Here is a 16,770-nt window from a genome sequence, read left to right as displayed (position 1 = left end):
CCCGTCCTGGCTCACCGTGCGTGCTCCTGGCTCACCGCACGCCGTGAGCCAGGAGCAACGACGATCAGCTCACCTGATCCCGGGGCACAGCTCAGAAGGGCGGCCAGGGCAGGGCGGGCCAGTCGCCGGAGGGCTGCGGGTGCAGCCCGGTGCGCAGCAGCTGGGCCACCCGCTGCTGGGTGCGGTGCACCTCGCGCCGGGTGAGGTGCTCGTGCAACTGCTCCCCCAGGTCCCCGCGCAACTGCTCGGCCAGCCGCTCCAGCACCTCGAGGTGGGCGACCGGGATCGGCCGGCCGGCCCACTGCCACAGCAGGGTGCGCAGCTTCGGGTCGACGGAGAAGCAGATGCCGTGGTCGACGCCGTACACGTGGCCGTCGCGCATCGGGATGATGTGGCCGCCCTTGCGGTCGGCGTTGTTCACCACCGCGTCGAAGACGGCCATCCGCCGCAGCGCGGGGTCGTCGCGGCGGACGAACTCGGCCAGGTCGACCGTCGGGTCGCCGTCCATCCACAGCTGCACCATGCCGGTGCCGAACGGGCCGTCGCGCAGCACGGTGGGCGGCACGATCGACCAGCCGGTCGCCTCGCTGATCAGGTGCGCGCTGATCTCCCGGCCGGCCAGCGTGCCGTCGGGGAAGTCCCACAGCGGCCGCTCCCCCGCCACCGGCTTGTAGACACAGGTGGCGGCCAGTGCGTCGGTGCGGATGGCGCCGACGAGGGTGACGTTGCTGGCGTCGAGCAGCCGGCCCTCCATGTCGAGCTCGCCGTCGCGCAGCAGCACGTCGATCTCGGCCCGGCCGTGGGGGGCGCGTCGGTCGCCGTGGTCGAAGGCGGCGGGGTCCAGGGTGCGGACGTCGTCGTCCTCGGGACCGTCGTCGTCGAGCTCGTCGGCGGGGACCCACTCCAGGACGACGTCCTCGTCGGGCTCCCGCTCGGGGCGCGGGCCGGGGTCGGTCATCGGGGCGGCCGGCTGCCGGTCAGCGGCGGTAGCCGTTCTGGCGGGGGCACACGTGCCCGGCCGGGTCCAGCGGCAGCGAGCACAGCGGGCAGGAGGGCCGGCCGGCGGCGACCACCCGGCGGGCGCGGGCGACGAACGCCCGGGCGGCAGCGGGCGTGATGGTGACCCGCAGCGCGTCGGGGCCCTCGTCGCTGTCGGAGAGGATGACGTCCTCCTCGACCGGCTCGTCGCCGGCGGCGACGGCCTCGACGACGACCGCTGCGGCCTCGCCGTCCCAGGCCAGCCCCATCGCGGCGACCCGGAACTCCTCGTCGACCGGCGCGGTGAGCGGCTCCAGGTCGTCGGGGTCGGCCTCGGGCGGGACGACGACGGTGGCCCGGGTGGCGATCTCGTCGAGCAGCTCGCTCATCCGGTCGGCGAGCACCTGGACCTGCGTCTTCTCCAGCGCCACGCTGACCGTGCGGCCGGCCTCGTCGGAGGCCTGCAGGTAGAAGGTGCGGTCGCCGGGCTGGCCCACCGTGCCGGCGACGAACCGGGTGGGACGGTCGAAGAGGAAGACCTGACGTGGCACGCCGATCAGGTTACGCGGCTCGCTCAGGCGTGGCCCGCGCCCGCGCCGCCGCCGACGACCGCGTCGGAGGACGCCTTCCGCCGTCCGCGCCGCTTCTTCGGGGGGATCAGCGCCGAGACGTCGCCGCCGGTGTCGTTGACCCGGGCGACGAACGGCCGGGTGTCGGTGTAGGTGACCACCGAGATCGACGCGGGGTCGACGACGATCCGCTGGAAGGAGTCCAGGTGCATGCCGAACGCGTCGGCGAGCACCGCCTTGATCACGTCGCCGTGGCTGCAGGCCAGCCACACCGCGTCGGGACCGAGCTTCGCGTTCCACTCCCGGACGGCGGCGACCGCGCGGGCCTGGGTCTGCGCCAGCCCCTCCCCCTCGGGTCCGGGGAAGACCGCGGCGGAGGGGTGCTGCTGCACGACCTTCCACAGCGGGTCCTTGGTCAGCTCCTTGATCGGCCGGCCGGTCCAGTCGCCGTAGCGGGCCTCGCCGAACCGGTCGTCGGTCTGCACCTCCAGCTCGCGCCCCTCGACGACGGCGCCGGCGGTCTGCTGGCAGCGCTCCAGCGGGCTGCTGACGACGGCGGCCAGCGGCACGCCGGCGAGCCGCCCGGCGACCGCCCGGACCTGCGCCTCGCCGGACTCGTCCAGCCGCACGCCGGGGGTCCAGCCGGCCAGCACGCCCGAGGTGTTGGCCGTCGTGCGTCCGTGCCGCAGCAGGATCAGCGTGGTCACCGGCCCAGCCTATGGCCCCCGTGCAGGGCCCCGCCGCGAGCAAGCGAGTGACGGGGGTCCTCCGCCCCCGTTCAGGTCGGGTCGAGCACCCCGGCGCCGACCAGCGCGAGCATCAGCAGGCCGAGCACGATGCGGTAGACGACGAACGGGGTGAAGCTGCCCCGCTTCAGGTAGCGCAGCAGCCAGGTGATGACCGTCAGCCCCACGCCGAACGCGATCACCGTGGCCAGGACGGTCGGGCCCCAGGCGACCTCGCCGGCGATGTCGCCGGTCAGCGCCTCGTAGGTCTGGAAGACGCCCGCGCCGAGCACCGCCGGCACAGCGAGCAGGAAGGAGTAGTCGGCGGCGGCCGTCCGGGAGTAGCCGAGGAATCGGCCCATGGTGATCGTCCCCCCGGACCGGGACACCCCGGGGATGAGCGCCATCGCCTGGGCCAGGCCGTACAGCAGGCCGTGCTTGACGGTGAGGTCGGGCAGCTCCCGCTCGGTGCGGCCGACCCGGTCGGCCCAGTAGAGGACCAGCGAGAAGGCGACCAGCGCGACGGCGACGATCCGCAGGTCGCGCAGCGTGGTCTCGATCGTGTCCTGGAACAGCAGCCCGAGGACGACGATCGGGATGCTGCCGACGATGATCAGCCAGCCCATCCGGGCGTCCGGGTCGCTGCGGAGCGCCGGGGTCCACAGAGCCTTCACCCAGGTGATGACGATCTGGCCGATCTTGCGCCGGTAGTACAGCAGCACCGCGACCTCGGTGCCGATCTGGGTGATCGCGGTGAACGCGGCACCCGGGTCGTCCCAGCCGAAGGCCTCCCCCACCACGCGCAGGTGCGCGCTGGAGGAGATGGGCAGGAACTCGGTGAGCCCCTGCACCAGCCCCAGGACGACGGCCTCGATCCACCCCACGGTCAGAACTCCCGGGCCGGGCGGTCGGGACGGGGCGGGACGGTCGTGGGCACGGCAGCACACCTTAGGGCCCGTGACCGTGCCGGCCGGGGCGACCTCCCGGTGTCCCGGCGATCCGGGGCCGGCGCCCGGGTCGCCGGTAGGTTGACCGGTCGTGGAACAGCGCGCGCTCGGACGAAGCGGGCTGGTCGTCTCCCGGCTGGGCCTGGGCACCATGACGTGGGGCCGGGACACCGACGAGGACGAGGCGGCGATGCAGCTGACCGCCTTCGTCGACGCCGGCGGCTCGCTGGTCGACACCGCGGACGTCTACGGGCAGGGCGACAGCGAGCGCACCCTCGGCCGGCTGCTGGCCGACGTCGTCCCCCGGGGCGACGTGCTGGTCGCCACCAAGGCCGTCGGCCGCACCGGCACCGGCCCGATGGGCCGCGGGGGTTCCCGCGGGCACCTGCTGGCCGCGCTGGACGCCTCGCTGGGGCGGCTCGGGCTCGACCACGTCGACCTCTGGCAGCTGCACGACTGGGACGACGCCACGCCGCTGGAGGAGACGCTGGCCGCCTGTGACGCGGCGGTCGCCTCCGGGCGGGCCCGTTACGTCGGGATCAGCAACTACACCGGCTGGCAGACCGCGCAGGCCGCCACCTGGCAGCGCGCCTGGCCCGGCCGCACCCCGATCGTGAGCACCCAGGTCGAGTACTCGCTGCTGCAGCGCGGCATCGAACGCGAGGTCGCACCGGCGGCCGAGGCGCTCGGGCTGGGCATCCTGCCCTGGTCGCCGCTGGGCCGGGGACTGCTCACCGGCAAGTACCGGCACGCCACGCCGGAGGACTCCCGCGGGGCGTCCCCGCAGTGGCAGGGCTTCATCGACCAGCTGCGCTCGGCGCACGCCGACCGCGTGGTGCAGGCCGTGATCACCGCGGCCGAGGGGCTGGGCACCACCCCCGTGGGCGTGGCGCTGGCCTGGCTGCGCGACCGCCCCGGCGTCGTCGCCCCGGTCGTGGGGGCGCGCACCGCCCAGCAGCTGCAGGAGGTGCTGGACACCGACGGCGTCCGCCTCCCCCCGGCGATCGTCACGGCGCTGGACGACGTCTCCTCGCCGCACTTCTCCTATCCCGAGCGCCGCCTGGAGCACTGACCGACGTGAGCACCCCTCCCCCCGCCGGCGGCGACCCGGTCTTCGCCGCCTTCTGCGCCGCCGGCCTGTGGCCCGGTCTCGGCAAGCGGACCGCCGCCGACCTGCCCGCCGCCGGCATCACCCGGCCCGACGACGTCACCGCCGACCGGCTGCTGAAGCTCCCCCGCGTGGGGCGCCAGCGCGCCGAGCGGCTGTTCTCCTCCTTCCTCGCCTCCGCGCCCACCTACGAGGTGGTGGGGCTGCTGGTCGGCGCCGGGCTGGAGGCCAAGCTCGCCGCCGGGGTGGCCGACGCGCTCGGGCCGGACGCCGCCCGCCGGCTCCGCGACGACCCGTGGGCACTGCTGGGCCTGTCCGGGGTGTCCCTGGGCGACGCCGACCGGCTGGCCATCGCGGTGCTCAAGGGCGCCGACCGGCAGGACGCCCGCCGCGGCCGGGCGATCGTCGGGCTCACGCTGCGCACCGCCACCCGCGACGGGCACACCGTGCTGCCGGCCGACCTGGTGGTCGCCGCGCTGCGCGCCGAGGGCATCGGCGACCCCGCCGCGGCGATCGTCGCGGCGGTGGAGTCCGGTGAGGTGCTCGAGCACGAACCCCCTGAGCCCGAGTTCGACGAGGACGCGCTCGGCCCGGACGACGAGCTGCCCGAACCCGACCCGGCGCTGCGCACCCTGTCCCTGGCCCGGTTCGGGATGGCCGAGGAGGCGGTGGCGGAGAACGTGCACCGGCTGATGGCCACCGCGGAGCGGATCGCCGACCCGGCGTCGGTGCGCTCGGTGGCCAAGGGGCTGGACCCCGCGCAGCAGGCGGCGGTCGCGCAGGTGCTCGGTGCCGGGTTCTCGCTGCTGACCGGTGGACCGGGCACCGGGAAGAGCCGCACGGTCGCCTCGCTGGTGCAGCTGCTGCAGAGCAAGGGCACCGAGGTGGCGCTCGCCGCGCCCACCGGGCGGGCGGCCAAGCGGCTGGAGGAGCTCACCGACCACCCCGCGGTCACGGTGCACCGGCTGCTCGGCGCCCAGGGCATGACCGGCGGGTTCTCCCGCAACGAGGAGTGGCCGCTGGACGCCGACGTGGTGGTGGTCGACGAGGCCTCCATGCTCGACGTCGAACTGACCGCCTCGCTGCTGGAGGCCTGCGCCGACGGCACGCACCTGCTGTTGGTCGGTGACCCCGCGCAGCTGCCCTCCATCGGCCCCGGGCACGTGCTGGGCGACCTGATCGACTCCGGCGCCGTCCCGGTGACCGAGCTGACCACGCTGCACCGGCAGGCCGCCGGCGGCGCGATCGCCCGGCTGGCCACCGGCGTGCGGGCCGGCGAGCTCACCCAGGTCGAGTCCCCCGACCGGGAGGTCGTCATCGTCCCGGCCGTCGGCAGTGCCGAGGCGGCCAAGCGGGTGGTGCAGCTGGTCACCGACTCCATCCCCCGGGCGCTGGGCATCGACCCGGCGACGGTGCAGGTGGTCACCCCGGTGCACCGTGGCCCGGCCGGCACGATCGAGCTGAACAAGGCGCTGAAGGCGGAGCTCAACCCGGGCGACGGGACGGTGTGGGGCTTCGACGTCGGCGATCGGGTGGTGGCCACCGCCAACCACCTGGACCTGGAGCCCATCGGGTTCGCCAACGGCGAGGTCGGCGTGGTCACCGGCACCGGCGAGGGGTCGCTGACGGTCGACTTCAGCTCGGGGCCGGTCACCGTCACCGGCAACGCACTCCCCGACCTGCGGCACGGCTGGGCGATCACCGTGCACCGCGCCCAGGGCTCGGAGTGGCCGGGGGTGGTCGTCGTGCTGCCGCCGGAGGCAGGCGGCATGCTGTCCCGGCCGCTGGTCTACACCGCGCTCACCCGGGCGCAGAAGCACCTGTCGATCGTGCACGCGAGCGGCGCGGCGCTGGCCCGGGCGGTGCGGGAGGTCGACGTCCGGCCGCGGCGCACCCGGCTGGCCCAGCTGCTGGCGGATCTGGGGAGTTGATCACTGCACGTTTGCCCGGGTGATCATGCTGGGCACCGATCCGCCCATGGGCATCATCAGTTTCCTCGTCTTCGGTCTGGTCGTCGGCGCTCTCGCGCGGCTGATCAAGCCCGGCAAGCAGAACCTCAGCATCCTGGCCACCCTGGGCCTCGGCGTCGTCGGCTCGCTGATCGGCGGCGTCGTCGCCGTGGCGCTCGGCACCGGTGACTTCGGCGAGCTGAACATCATCGGCTCGATCGTCGCGATCGTGGCCGCCGTCCTGCTCATCGGCACTGCCGAGAGCATCACCGGCAGCCGGAACTCCGCCCGGCACTGACCCCCGGTCCGGGGCGCTGACCGCCGGTCAGTGCCCCGGGCAGCCGCCCCGTGCGGCACACATCAGCCGGTGGATCGCCGGGCCGAGGTCCTCGACCGAGGTGACCGGGTCTGCGAAGGGGATGCGCACGTCCTGGCAGCAGCCCCTCGGCCGCTCGATCCGCAGCCGGAAGCCCCACCGGTCCAGCCCCAGCGGCCGGACCTGGGCGCCCCGGCCCAGCCACGCGGACGGGATCCGCGAACTCAGCAGCGCCAGCTCCTCGGGGTGCGACTCCGCCAGGTGCCGCAGCGCGTCCTCGTCCACCTCCACCAGCGGATCGGGCTCGGCGGCCAGGAAGTCCGCCGGGTCGATCTCCAGGACGGCGTCGCTCTCCCCCAGCACGACCTCGGCCAGCTCCAGCGCGAGCAGGGTCGCACCCCGGCCGACGTCCAGCAGCGCCGCGACCGGCGCCACCTCGGCGAAGGCGAGCGCCGCCTCGAGCGCCGCCTCCCCCGTCAGCGCGGTCAGCCAGCCGGAGAGCCAGACCTGCCCTCGGACCGGGTCGCGCAGCGGGACCGGCGCGTGGTCGGTGACCAGCAGCAGCGCGGCCAGGTCGCCGTCGGCGCAGTGCGTGACCGCGGTGCACACCTCGCCGCCGGTCGGGACGACGAGCAGCACCCGACCGTCGGCGGTGACGGTGTGGGCGAGCACCCGGCTGCCGTCGATGCCGGCGGCGCAGACCGCGGCCGCGGGGCGGGCCGCGACCGTGCGGGCGCGTTCGGCGGCGGAGGGCCGGACCGGCTCCGCGGGCGGAACCGGGGCGGCAGGGCGGGTCGATCGCGTCATCGGTCACTCCGGGCTCGACCCGATCCATCGTCGGGGTAAGGTGAGCCTAACCGAACCTGGAGGTCCGTGTGAACCAGTCTCGCCCCAAGGTCCGGCGCAGCCGTGCGCTGGGCATCCCGCTCACCCCGAAGGACGTGCGCTACTTCGAGCGGCGCCCCTATCCGCCGGGCGAGCACGGGCGGAAGCGCAAGAACACCAGCGACTACAAGACGCGGCTGCTGGAGAAGCAGCGGCTGCGCGCCCAGTACGACATCAGCGAGACGCAGCTGCGCCGCGCCTTCGACCGGGCCAAGCGCACCGGCGGCAAGACCGGCGAGGAGCTGATCATCGACCTGGAGTCGCGCCTGGACGCGACGGTGCTCCGGGCCGGCTTCGCCCGGACCATCTACCAGGCGCGCCAGGTGGTCAGCCACCAGCACGTGACGGTAAATGGGCAGCGGGTCGACCGGCCGAGTTACCAGGTGCAGCCCTACGACGTCGTGGAGATCGCCGAGCGCAGCCGGGAGAAGGCGCCGTTCCAGGTGGCCGCATCCGGGGCGCACGCGGAGGCCCCGAAGTACCTCGAGGTGTCGCTGAGCCAGCTGCGGTGCGTGGTCGCCCGCCGGCCGCAGCGCTCCGAGGTGCCGGTGATCTGCGAAGAGCAGCTGGTCGTGGAGTACTACTCCCGCTGATCCACGGGCGGCGGGCCGCCGGCCGGTGCTGCCGGCGGCCCGCGCGCACGGCCACCCAGGCGGTCACCGCGCCGGCCGGCTGTTCAGCTCGATCGCGCGCCTGGTCCCGCGCCGGAACCAGACCAGCGGCACCACCCCGGCGGCCAGCAGGAGCGCCGGCACCAGCGCATCTCCCCAGCGGCCCTGCACCAGCGCGACCACCAGCGACACCAGCTGGCCGACGAACCAGAGCACGACCAGCAGCAGGAGCAGCCGGGCGTGACGGCTCGGCGGGACCCGCCAGTCCCTCGCCCGGGTGGCCCAGTCGACGGCGGCCACCCGCAACCGCTGGTCGGACAGCTCACGGCCCCACGTGACCGCCCGTTGGACCTCGACGATCTCGGCCGGGCGGAGCCGATGGGTCCGCACCACGTCGCCCCACACGTCGTCGTCCCGACGCGGCCGCAGGCGGCTCCAGAAGTCGCGGCTGCCCAGCCACCAGGCGAGCAACGGCAGCCCGACCAGCAGCAGCACGATGATCACGCCGGCGGTCACGATCGTGATCATGGCCGACGGTGATCGACTCCGCAGGTCAGCGCGGCGCGCCGGGAGCTCGTCGGTCCCCGACGACCGTCAGGTGCGGAGCTCGTCGTCGTCGTCGGGCACCGACGCCTGCTGCTCGAGGACGTCGTACTCGTCGGCCTCGACGGCCGCGCCCCGGTAGGTGGTCCCACCCCCGGGCACTGCGGTCAGGCGCTGCTCGATGGCGTCGGCCTCCGGGACGCCGTCGCCCACGGGGCCGACCTCGTCGGCGAGCTCGGGTCCGCCGGATCCCACGGCCTGCTCCTGCTCCTGGCGGTCGGCCTCGGTCGCGTTCGGCTCGGTCACGGCCGTCTCCTTCCCGTTCAGGGGGCCCGGCGTGGTGCCGGACCCGCCGTCTCCCCTGCCCGGCACCACGCGGCCTCACACCCCGGCCGGTGGACCGGTGGTGACGCCCACATGACCACGGGCCCAACGACGGGCACAATCGGTCGGGTGTCAGCAGCCGCCGAGTACGAGTACGCCCCGCTGCGCATCCCGCCGGGCACCTCGCGCTCGGCCGCCGCGCAACTGATGAGCCTCCAGTCCGACACCGGCGGGTGGGAGCTGGCCCGGCTGCAGCTGCACGCCGACGGCACCCGGAAGATCATCATGCGCCGGCGGATGCGACTGTCGTACCTCCCCCGCCCGATGATCTGAGGCCGGACCCGCGAGCGGCGTTCAGGGCACCAGCACGACCTTGCCGACGGTGGCGCGGTCGGCGATCGCGGCCATCGCCTGCGGCAACTCGTCGAGCGGGCGGACGTCACCGACCAGCGGCGAGATCGCACCGGCGGTGAAGAGCCGGCACAACTCCTCGTGCACGGTGCCGATCAACGCCGGGTCGTGCCGCCGGTAGAGCCCCCAGTGCAGCCCCACCACGCTGTAGTTCTTCACCAGCACGTGGTTGGCCGGCGCCTGCGGGATGCGGCCGCTGGTGAACCCCACGACCACGATCCGTCCCTCGAAGGCCACGCACTTCCGGGATGCGTCGAAGACGTCACCGCCCACCGGGTCGTAGACGACGTCGGCGCCGTGGCCACCGGTGAGCTCCTTGACCCGGGCGACGACGTCCTCGTCGGTGTAGTCGATGACGTGGTCGGCGCCCAGCCGGGTGCACGCCTCGGTCTTCCGCGGTCCGCCGGCGGTGGCGATCACCCGGGCGCCGGCGGCCTTGCCGAGCTGGATCGCCGCCGACCCCACCCCGCCCGCTCCGGCGTGCACGAGCAGCCACTCCCCCGCCTGCAGGTGCGCCCGGCGGTGCAGCCCGACGTGCCCGGTCTGGTACGTCAGGTGCAGTGCGGCGGCCTGCTCGTCGGGCATGGCGTCGGGCACCGGCCAGGCCGCGGCGGCGTCCATCAGCGCGTACTCGGCGAAGGCCCCCGGTCCGCCGACCGGTGAGCCGAGCACCCGCTGCCCACTGCCGACCACCTCCCCGCACAGCTCGACGCCGGGGACGAACGGCAGCGGGGGCCGCTCCTGGTACTCCCCTCGGACCATCAGCACGTCGGGGAAGTTGAGGCCGGCGGCGCGCACCCGCACCAGCAGCTGCCCGTTCTCGGGCACGGGCGGCTCGACGTCGTCGAGGGAGAGCACCTCGGACGGGTCACCGAGGGCGTGGACTCGCCAGGCACGCATCCCCCGACCCTGCCAGGCGCGCAGTGACCCGGGTCACCCGGGTGGGCTGGCTAGAGTGCGCACAGTCCACCAAGGGTCACGATCCGTGGCTGCGGACCCCACGACGAGAGGCGGACGCAGGTGGATCGGGGAATGGCCCGGCGGCACGTGCTGCCCCTGGGCATCCTGGTGGGGTTCGCCGTGGCCCAGTTGGCGCTGAGCCAGGGGCAGATCATCCTCGGGCTGGTCTGCATCGCGCCGCTCACCGCCGCCACCATCCTGGGCCGCCGCGCCACCGCCGGCTACGGGGTGGCCGCCCTCGTCGTCGGCCTGGCGCTCGGTCTGGACGAGGACCAGTACCAGCCGGACACGCTGCCGGCGATGCTCGTCCGGCTGGCGGCGATCGTGGCGGGTGGCGTGCTCGCGATGGGCACCGTGACGCTGCGGCTGCGCCGGGAAGCGCTGCTCACCCGGCTCAGCGCCGAAGCGGCCGAGTCCCGCGCCGCCGTCGAGCTCGCTGAGTCCCTGCAACGGGCCCTGCTGACCGATCCACCTGCCGTGCCGGGCCTGCAGATCGCCGTCCGCTATCTGCCCGCGGTGAAGAACGCGCAGGTCGGCGGCGACTGGTACGACGCCTTCACCCTCCCGGACGGCGCCACCATGCTGGTGATCGGCGACGTGGCCGGGCACGACGTCGCCGCCGCGGCGACCATGGCCCAGGCGCGCGGCGTGCTGCGGGGCATCGCGCTGACCGTCTCCGGCGCACCGGATGGCACGTCACCGGCAGCGGTGCTCGGCGCACTGGACGGCGCGCTCGACCGGCTGGAGCTGGACACCCTGGTCACCGCGGTGACCGCCACGGCCAGCCCGTCGCCCGGATCGACCGGGAGGCTGCTGCGCTGGTCGAACGCCGGGCACCCACCGCCGGTGCGGGTGACCGCCGCCGGGCACGTCGAGCTGCTCGACCGGCCGGCCGACCTGCTGCTCGGGCTGACCGTCGACGTTCCCCGCACCGACCACAGCGCCGTGCTGTCGGCCGGTGACACCGTCGTCCTGTACACCGACGGCCTGATCGAGCGGCGCGACGCTCCGCTGGACGCCGGCACCGACTGGCTGGTCGCGGAGCTGGGCCGCCTCGCCGACCAGCCGCTCGAGCAGCTCTGCGACGCACTGGTCACCGGGATGTCCGGCCGGCTGGACGACGACGTCGCGGTGTTGGCCGTGCGCGTGGGCGACTGACCGACCTCAGGACCCGCCGGGCGGCACCAGTCCGGTGGGCAGTGTCGCGGTCTGCCCGTCGGCGGTCTTCGCGCTGGGCACCCCCGGGAAGCGGAACGGGACGGCACCGACGCCGGGCTGGACGACGTACGCGGCTCCGGCCTGCCCGGCGGTCCAGGCGCTGAGCATCGCATCGGCGACCTCATCGGCGTCGAGCACCGGGAAGTCGACGGCGGCGAACGCCTCGCGCAGCGGGTCGATGATCGCGGTGTCGGCGAACCCGGGGCAGACGGCGGACAGGGTGATGCCGTCGTCCACCAGCCGGGGCGCCAGCGAGCGGACGAACGCCACCGCACCGGCCTTGGCGATGCTGTAGCCGGGGTCGGTGGCCTGTGGGGCGAGGCCGGCCAGGGACGCGGTGACCACGATCGATCCCCCGCCGGCGCGGCGCAGCGCCGGCAACGCGGCCTCGGTGCCGTAGACGACGCCCAGCAGGTCGACGTCGACCACGCGCAGCAGGTCGTCGACGTCCAGCGGCTGCTGCCCGGAGCCGGCGATGCCGGCGTTGAGGAAGACGGCGTCCAGCCGACCGTGGTCGGCCTCCACCTGGGTGACGACGGCGGCGTTGGCCGCCCGGTCGGTGACGTCCAGCGGCAGGAAGGCCGCGCCCAGGTCGGCGGCGGTCTGCCGGGCGCGCAGGCCGTCGAGGTCGGCCAGCACCACGGTCGCCCCCTGCCGGCGCAGCAGGGCGGCGAGGGCGCGGCCCAGCCCGCCGGTGCCGCCGGTGATCAGGGCGACGCTGCCCGGGGTGATCGCGGTCATCCCGGCATCATGCCTGCGCCGGTCAGGCCCCGCGCAGGAACCGGTCGAGCACCCGGATGCCGAAGTGCAGCGAGTCGACCGCGATCCGCTCGTCGATGCCGTGGAACAGCGAGGCGAAGTCCAGGTCGGCGGGGAGCTTGAGCGGGGAGAAGCCGAAGCAGCGCATGCCGAGGGTCTCGAAGCTCTTGGCGTCGGTGCCACCGCTCATGGTGAACGGGACGGCGCGGGCGCCCGGGTCCTCGGCCTGCAGCGCCTGGACCATCAGGTCGACCGACGGGCCGTCGAACGTCGTCTCCACGGCCTGGTCGTAGGTGATCCACTCGCGGGTGACGCCCTCGCCGATCAGCTCGTCGAGCTGGGCCTCGAACTCGGCCTCCTGGCCGTAGAGGAAGCGGCCGTCGATGGTCGCGCTGGCGGTGCCGGGGATGACGTTGGCCTTGTAGCCGGCGTCGAGCATGGTCGGGTTGGCGGTGTTGCGCAGTGCCGCGCCGATCATCCGGCTGATGCTGCCCAGCCGGGCCAGGGCCTCATCGGGCTTGTCCGGGTCGATCTCGACGCCGTAGGCGGCGCCGACCTCGGCGAGGAACTGCTTCATCGGCGGGGTCACCACGGTGGGGAGCCGGCTGGAGCCGATCCGGGAGACCGCCTGGGCCAGCCGGGTGACCGCGTTGTCGTCGTGCACGAAGGAGCCGTGGCCGGGGCGGCCCTGGGCGGTGAGCTTCATCCAGGCCAGGCCCTTCTCGGCGGTCTGGACGAGGTACAGGCGGAGGTCGTCGCGGACGGTGATGCTGAAGCCGCCGACCTCGCTGATCGCCTCGGTGCAGCCCTCGAAGAGGTCGGCGTGGTGGTCGACCATGAAGTGCGCGCCGTGCCGGCCGCCGGCCTCCTCGTCGGCGACGAAGGCCAGGACGATGTCGCGGTCGGGCTTGACCCCGGTGCGGGCCCAGTCGCGGACGAGCGCGAGGGTCATCGCGTCCATGTCCTTCATGTCGACGGCGCCGCGGCCCCACACGTAGCCGTCGCGCTGCTCGCCGCTGAACGGGTGGACGCTCCACTCGGACGGGTCGGCCGGGACGACGTCGAGGTGGCCGTGCACCAGCAGCGCCGGCCGGTCGCGGTTCGCGCCCTCGATCCGGGCGACCAGGCTCGCGCGGCCGGGTTCGGACTCGTGGATGACGCTGCTGATGCCGACCTCGTCGAGCTTGCCGGCCACCCACTCGGCGGCGGCCCGCTCCCCCGCGCTCGTCGCGGTTGAGCCGGTGTTCGTGGTGTCGATCCGGATGAGGTCGGACAGCAGGTCCGCGACCTCGGCCTGGGCGGTGACGAGGGGCTGGGGCGTGGTCTCGGACATGCCGACGATGGTGCCACCGGGGCCTGTCCCGGGTCGCCGTCGGGCTCCGTTATGCTTGCCCACGGCGCCCGCGAGGGTGGCCCACCTGTCCGGGTGGCGGAATGGCAGACGCGCTAGCTTGAGGTGCTAGTGCCCCTTGCGGGGCGTGGGGGTTCAAGTCCCCCCTCGGACACCGAGTTGAACCCCCACGGCCTCACTGGCTGATGGGGGTTCTTCCGCTTCTGGCATCGGCATGTCCGCTGGATGGCTGAAGTACTACGTCAGCCGACCAGGGGTCGGTGACGGCAGGTCAGCTATCCCCTCATCGGCGGTGCCGGCGGTGGTCCTGCAGCAGTCTCGACCCAACCTGTCACCACTCCGTGCAGGAGTCCCCCAACTTTCGGGCGTGACGTCTTCCAAGCTGAGGTGCACTCGGGCGGAGCATGCACTGCGCTGGCCCGGGGACGAGGGAGGACTGCCTCTAGCAGCTCCATCCCACGCACTTCTGCTTCTCACTGCATTTCCGGACAGCGTAGCCGCCATGGTCGCGGTACCGCCTGCTAGTTCCGGTTGAGGCCGTACTGCCGGGAGAGGAGCGCCCGCTTGTAATGGGCCTCCGCCGCGTCGACCTCAGCGGTAGTCGCAGTCGGGCCGAACACACGCAAGATGCTGAAGATGAAGTGCCGACGGTGAGTCACGTCGATCTCTGCAAGTTCGCGAAGCGCGACGTTGCCGCCGTGGCCGTCGCGGGCGTAGGCGCTCCACCGACCCAGGAGGCGCTCCGTGCCGTCCGCTTTCCCGACGTACAGCTCGCCGCTGCTGGTGTCTGCGACGAGGTAGACGCCCTGGACGGCGGCGAGCGCTGTCCTCCACTCCGCGTATCGCGAGTCCTCAGCGATGGCCAACAGCTCGTCGTACGTGATGAGGACTTCGTCGAAGCCTGGAAACGGCACTCGGGCAGGGTCGGCGATCTCGACCACGGGCATCTGATCGGCCTTCCCGCCTGCCTTGGCCCAGTTGATCGTGTCGTTCGACCACTCGATGACGAGCCGGTTCCTAAGCGACACGAGAACGTCGGACGGGTGGAGATCGAAGTACCGCTGGACGTCGGTCCGCTCAGCGAGGACTTCTCCCCTGTTCTCGTACGCCGCGAGGAAACGGGACCGCCGCTTGCCGTCCGCCACGAAGTTGAGCCACAAGGCAGGCGGATCTCTAGGGATCTTGCTCTGCCGGAGCGCCTGGACTCGGGAGTAGGTAAGGACGTTCTCAACCGTGGCGTCCTGCGGGCCGGTGAGGCCGTCGGCGCTGTAGGTGTGCCGGACGAGGAGCACGTCGTCCGTCGCGACGCCCGCCATGCTCAGTAGGTCCGCGAGGCTCAAGTCACCGCGCAAGGAGGACGTCTCGATCTGCCGCATGATCCAAACCTACGGGCCGCGCCAGGATGGGAAAGGGCCCGCATGGCTGCGCGCGCTGCGCACCCCTGGCAGACCAAGGAGACGCTCGTGGCGGGGTGTCCCGCCCCGGGTCTGATGGAGCCTCTCAATCCACGTGAGGATTAGAGTCATGGCGGCACCGAGGAAGTACCCCGACGAGCTGCGGGAGCGGGCGATCCGGCTGGCGGTCGACGCCCGGCGGGACCCGGCGACCCGCACCGGGGCGTTGCGGCGGATCGGTGAGCAGCTGGGGATCAACCCTGAGACGCTGCGCAACTGGGTCACTCAGGCCGAGATCGATGAAGGACACCGGCCCGGGCACTACGACCGATGACGCGGCTCGGCTGGCCGAGCTGGAGCGGGAGAACCGCGAGCTGCGGCGGGCGAATGCGATTTTGAAGAGCGCCTCGGCTTTCTTCGCGGCGGAGCTCGACCGCCCACAGCGGTGATCGTCGAGTTCATCGACGGCCACCGGGATGAGCACGGGGTCGAGCCGATCTGTGATCAACCGCAGATCGCCCCGAGCACCTACTACGCCCACCGCACCCGGCCGCCCTCGGCGCGGTCGGTCACCGACGCGGCCACCACCGCGGTGATCGAGCGGGTGCACGCCGAGAACTTCGGGGTCTACGGCGCCCGGAAGGTCCACGCCGAGCTGCACCGGCAGGGCCACGCCGTGGCCCGGTGCACCGTCGAGCGGCTGATGCGCACGGCCGGGATACGCGGCATCACGCGGGCGAAGGGCCCGCGCACCACGGCGCCTGGGACCGGCCCGGACACCCGCCCGGACCTGGTGGAGCGGGCGTTCACCGCGTCCGGCCCGGACCAGTTGTGGGTTGCCGACATCACCTACTGCCGGACCTTCACCGGCTGGGTCTACGCCGCCTTCGTCACCGACGTCTACTCCCGGCGGGTGGTCGGTTGGCAGCTGTCCCGCTCCCTGCGCACCGACCTCGCACTCGACGCCTTGGAGATGGTGCATCTGGACCCGCCGGCGCACCGGCCACGACGTGACCGGGCTGGTCCACCACTCGGATAAGGGCGTGCAGTACGTCGCCGTGCGCTACACCCAGCGCTTGGCCGAGGCCGGCGCGGTCGCCTCGGTCGGCTCGACCGGCGACTCCTACGACAACGCCCTGGCCGAGGCGTTCACCTCGTTGTTCAAGGCCGAGCTGGTGCGCAACAAGGGCCCGTGGAAGGGCATCGACGACCTCAAGATCGCCGTCGCCGAGTACCCCGACTGGTTCAACCACCGACGAATGCACGGCGAGATCGGCCTGATCCCACCCGCCGAGCACGAAGACGACTTCTACCGGCACCACACCGCGGCGACTACCGTCGCCGCGTCAGTTCCGAGCCTCCACTGAACCCGGGACGGAACAGGCAGCGGATTGCGAGCCGGGATGCCGGCGGGTAGAGCGGGTCCAGTGGCGCTGACGGGGGGGGCGACGCAGATGGGTTCCGGGAAAGCCGCACGCACACGGCGCAAGGAACGCAAAGCCAAGAGACCCCCGGCGCGCAAGCCGGCGGCCGAAGAAGTAACCGGTGGACGATCGACAGAGGGTCCCGGCGGCAAGCATCCGGTCGGGCTTCTCGTCGTTCATGGGATCGGTAATCAGCGACCAGGGGCCTTCCTCACCCGGCTGGCTGGGGCCGTCGAGCGGCATCTTCAGGACACAACGGACTGGACCGTCAGGTTCGAACCGAAGGCCACGGCGCCGG

General features: G+C 73.3%; 17 protein-coding genes, 1 tRNA gene, 1 pseudogene and 1 other annotated feature. Of the genes and pseudogenes, 8 read left to right on the top strand and 11 right to left on the bottom strand.

Features of this window, described 5'->3' with window-relative positions; genetic code table 11:
- Positions 1-91: 91 nt before the first annotated feature.
- From ACI79Y_RS14615 to ACI79Y_RS14600, 4 genes are all read right to left on the bottom strand, one after another.
- On the bottom strand, positions 92-958 hold the full coding sequence (locus ACI79Y_RS14615) for an SCO1664 family protein (protein WP_457159175.1): 867 nt from the start codon (positions 956-958) through the stop codon (positions 92-94).
- 19 nt (positions 959-977) lie between these two features.
- Entirely contained in the window at positions 978-1,529 is a 552-nt protein-coding gene (locus tag ACI79Y_RS14610) for a DUF3090 family protein (protein ID WP_457138744.1), read from the bottom strand.
- Positions 1,530-1,552: 23 nt separating this feature from the next.
- Complete coding sequence (locus tag ACI79Y_RS14605; RefSeq protein ID WP_457159174.1) at positions 1,553-2,254, bottom strand: histidine phosphatase family protein; 702 nt, start codon at positions 2,252-2,254, stop codon at positions 1,553-1,555.
- 71 nt (positions 2,255-2,325) lie between these two features.
- Positions 2,326-3,156 carry an undecaprenyl-diphosphate phosphatase gene (locus ACI79Y_RS14600; RefSeq protein WP_457159173.1) on the bottom strand — a complete coding sequence of 277 codons (831 nt, stop codon included), beginning with the start codon at positions 3,154-3,156 and terminating at the stop codon, positions 2,326-2,328.
- A gap of 154 nt (positions 3,157-3,310) precedes the next feature.
- Here ACI79Y_RS14600 and ACI79Y_RS14595 point away from each other — a divergent pair, with 154 nt between their 5' ends.
- Genes ACI79Y_RS14595 through ACI79Y_RS14585 form a run of 3 tightly spaced genes read left to right on the top strand, consistent with a single transcriptional unit; the run spans position 3,311 to position 6,574 of the window.
- Positions 3,311-4,291, top strand: coding sequence for an aldo/keto reductase (locus ACI79Y_RS14595; protein WP_457159172.1), 981 nt, complete (start codon positions 3,311-3,313; stop codon positions 4,289-4,291).
- Positions 4,292-4,296: 5 nt separating this feature from the next.
- On the top strand, positions 4,297-6,258 hold the full coding sequence (locus ACI79Y_RS14590) for an AAA family ATPase (RefSeq protein ID WP_457159171.1): 1,962 nt from the start codon (positions 4,297-4,299) through the stop codon (positions 6,256-6,258).
- 25 nt (positions 6,259-6,283) lie between these two features.
- Positions 6,284-6,574, top strand: a complete 291-nt coding sequence (locus tag ACI79Y_RS14585) for a GlsB/YeaQ/YmgE family stress response membrane protein (RefSeq protein WP_457159190.1) — start codon at positions 6,284-6,286, stop codon at positions 6,572-6,574.
- Positions 6,575-6,601: 27 nt separating this feature from the next.
- Here the strand turns inward: ACI79Y_RS14585 and ACI79Y_RS14580 are convergent, their stop codons facing one another.
- Entirely contained in the window at positions 6,602-7,399 is a 798-nt protein-coding gene (locus tag ACI79Y_RS14580; RefSeq protein WP_457159170.1) for a DUF2470 domain-containing protein, read from the bottom strand.
- A gap of 68 nt (positions 7,400-7,467) precedes the next feature.
- Here ACI79Y_RS14580 and rpsD point away from each other — a divergent pair, with 68 nt between their 5' ends.
- Positions 7,468-8,070, top strand: a complete 603-nt coding sequence (rpsD, locus tag ACI79Y_RS14575) for a 30S ribosomal protein S4 (protein ID WP_457159169.1) — start codon at positions 7,468-7,470, stop codon at positions 8,068-8,070.
- Positions 8,071-8,133: 63 nt separating this feature from the next.
- Here rpsD and ACI79Y_RS14570 read toward each other — a convergent pair whose 3' ends face one another.
- Together ACI79Y_RS14570 and ACI79Y_RS14565 are read right to left on the bottom strand one after the other, a co-directional pair.
- Positions 8,134-8,616, bottom strand: coding sequence for a hypothetical protein (locus tag ACI79Y_RS14570; protein WP_457159168.1), 483 nt, complete (start codon positions 8,614-8,616; stop codon positions 8,134-8,136).
- 66 nt (positions 8,617-8,682) lie between these two features.
- Positions 8,683-8,937, bottom strand: coding sequence for a hypothetical protein (locus ACI79Y_RS14565; RefSeq protein WP_457159167.1), 255 nt, complete (start codon positions 8,935-8,937; stop codon positions 8,683-8,685).
- A gap of 147 nt (positions 8,938-9,084) precedes the next feature.
- On the opposite strand from ACI79Y_RS14565, the gene ACI79Y_RS14560 reads away from it, so the two are divergent.
- Complete coding sequence (locus ACI79Y_RS14560) at positions 9,085-9,288, top strand: DUF5703 family protein (protein WP_457159166.1); 204 nt, start codon at positions 9,085-9,087, stop codon at positions 9,286-9,288.
- A gap of 21 nt (positions 9,289-9,309) precedes the next feature.
- On the opposite strand, the gene ACI79Y_RS14555 is transcribed toward ACI79Y_RS14560, so the two are convergent.
- Positions 9,310-10,266, bottom strand: coding sequence for an NADPH:quinone oxidoreductase family protein (locus ACI79Y_RS14555; RefSeq protein WP_457159165.1), 957 nt, complete (start codon positions 10,264-10,266; stop codon positions 9,310-9,312).
- A gap of 132 nt (positions 10,267-10,398) precedes the next feature.
- Between ACI79Y_RS14555 and ACI79Y_RS14550 the strand changes: the two genes are divergently transcribed.
- Complete coding sequence (locus ACI79Y_RS14550) at positions 10,399-11,484, top strand: PP2C family protein-serine/threonine phosphatase (RefSeq protein ID WP_457159164.1); 1,086 nt, start codon at positions 10,399-10,401, stop codon at positions 11,482-11,484.
- 6 nt (positions 11,485-11,490) lie between these two features.
- Here ACI79Y_RS14550 and ACI79Y_RS14545 read toward each other — a convergent pair whose 3' ends face one another.
- Together ACI79Y_RS14545 and ACI79Y_RS14540 are read right to left on the bottom strand one after the other, a co-directional pair.
- Positions 11,491-12,285, bottom strand: a complete 795-nt coding sequence (locus tag ACI79Y_RS14545; protein WP_457159163.1) for an SDR family oxidoreductase — start codon at positions 12,283-12,285, stop codon at positions 11,491-11,493.
- A 22-nt stretch (positions 12,286-12,307) separates the two neighbouring features.
- A complete protein-coding gene (locus ACI79Y_RS14540) occupies positions 12,308-13,636 on the bottom strand; it encodes a M20/M25/M40 family metallo-hydrolase (protein WP_457159162.1) in 1,329 nt (442 codons plus the stop codon).
- An 87-nt stretch (positions 13,637-13,723) separates the two neighbouring features.
- Here ACI79Y_RS14540 and ACI79Y_RS14535 point away from each other — a divergent pair.
- Positions 13,724-13,808, top strand: a tRNA-Leu gene (locus tag ACI79Y_RS14535).
- A 367-nt stretch (positions 13,809-14,175) separates the two neighbouring features.
- Here ACI79Y_RS14535 and ACI79Y_RS14530 read toward each other — a convergent pair.
- Positions 14,176-15,030 carry a GIY-YIG nuclease family protein gene (locus ACI79Y_RS14530; protein WP_457159161.1) on the bottom strand — a complete coding sequence of 285 codons (855 nt, stop codon included), beginning with the start codon at positions 15,028-15,030 and terminating at the stop codon, positions 14,176-14,178.
- Positions 15,031-15,178: 148 nt separating this feature from the next.
- Between ACI79Y_RS14530 and ACI79Y_RS14525 the strand changes: the two are divergent.
- A pseudogene (locus tag ACI79Y_RS14525) lies at positions 15,179-16,415 on the top strand (IS3 family transposase).
- Positions 15,458-15,571 (top strand) — a sequence feature (AL1L pseudoknot). Its footprint overlaps the pseudogene before it by 114 nt.
- Positions 16,416-16,770: the final 355 nt, after the last annotated feature.

Source organism: Modestobacter sp. SYSU DS0875 (genome assembly GCF_054050915.1).
The sequence above is the reverse complement of the archived record's forward strand: the minus strand, read 5'-3'. Positions and strand labels throughout refer to the sequence as shown.

Excerpts from the sequence above, each read along its gene's own strand:
- ACI79Y_RS14580 (WP_457159170.1), bottom strand. The coding sequence starts at position 7,399 with ATGACGCGATCGACCCGCCCTGCCGCCCCGGTTCCGCCCGCGGAGCCG.
- ACI79Y_RS14570 (WP_457159168.1), bottom strand. The coding sequence starts at position 8,616 with ATGATCACGATCGTGACCGCCGGCGTGATCATCGTGCTGCTGCTGGTC.
- ACI79Y_RS14540 (WP_457159162.1), bottom strand. The coding sequence starts at position 13,636 with ATGTCCGAGACCACGCCCCAGCCCCTCGTCACCGCCCAGGCCGAGGTC.
- ACI79Y_RS14550 (WP_457159164.1), top strand. The coding sequence starts at position 10,399 with ATGGCCCGGCGGCACGTGCTGCCCCTGGGCATCCTGGTGGGGTTCGCC.
- ACI79Y_RS14615 (WP_457159175.1), bottom strand. The coding sequence starts at position 958 with ATGACCGACCCCGGCCCGCGCCCCGAGCGGGAGCCCGACGAGGACGTC.
- ACI79Y_RS14555 (WP_457159165.1), bottom strand. The coding sequence starts at position 10,266 with ATGCGTGCCTGGCGAGTCCACGCCCTCGGTGACCCGTCCGAGGTGCTC.
- ACI79Y_RS14585 (WP_457159190.1), top strand. The coding sequence starts at position 6,284 with ATGCTGGGCACCGATCCGCCCATGGGCATCATCAGTTTCCTCGTCTTC.
- ACI79Y_RS14545 (WP_457159163.1), bottom strand. The coding sequence starts at position 12,285 with ATGACCGCGATCACCCCGGGCAGCGTCGCCCTGATCACCGGCGGCACC.
- ACI79Y_RS14530 (WP_457159161.1), bottom strand. The coding sequence starts at position 15,030 with ATGCGGCAGATCGAGACGTCCTCCTTGCGCGGTGACTTGAGCCTCGCG.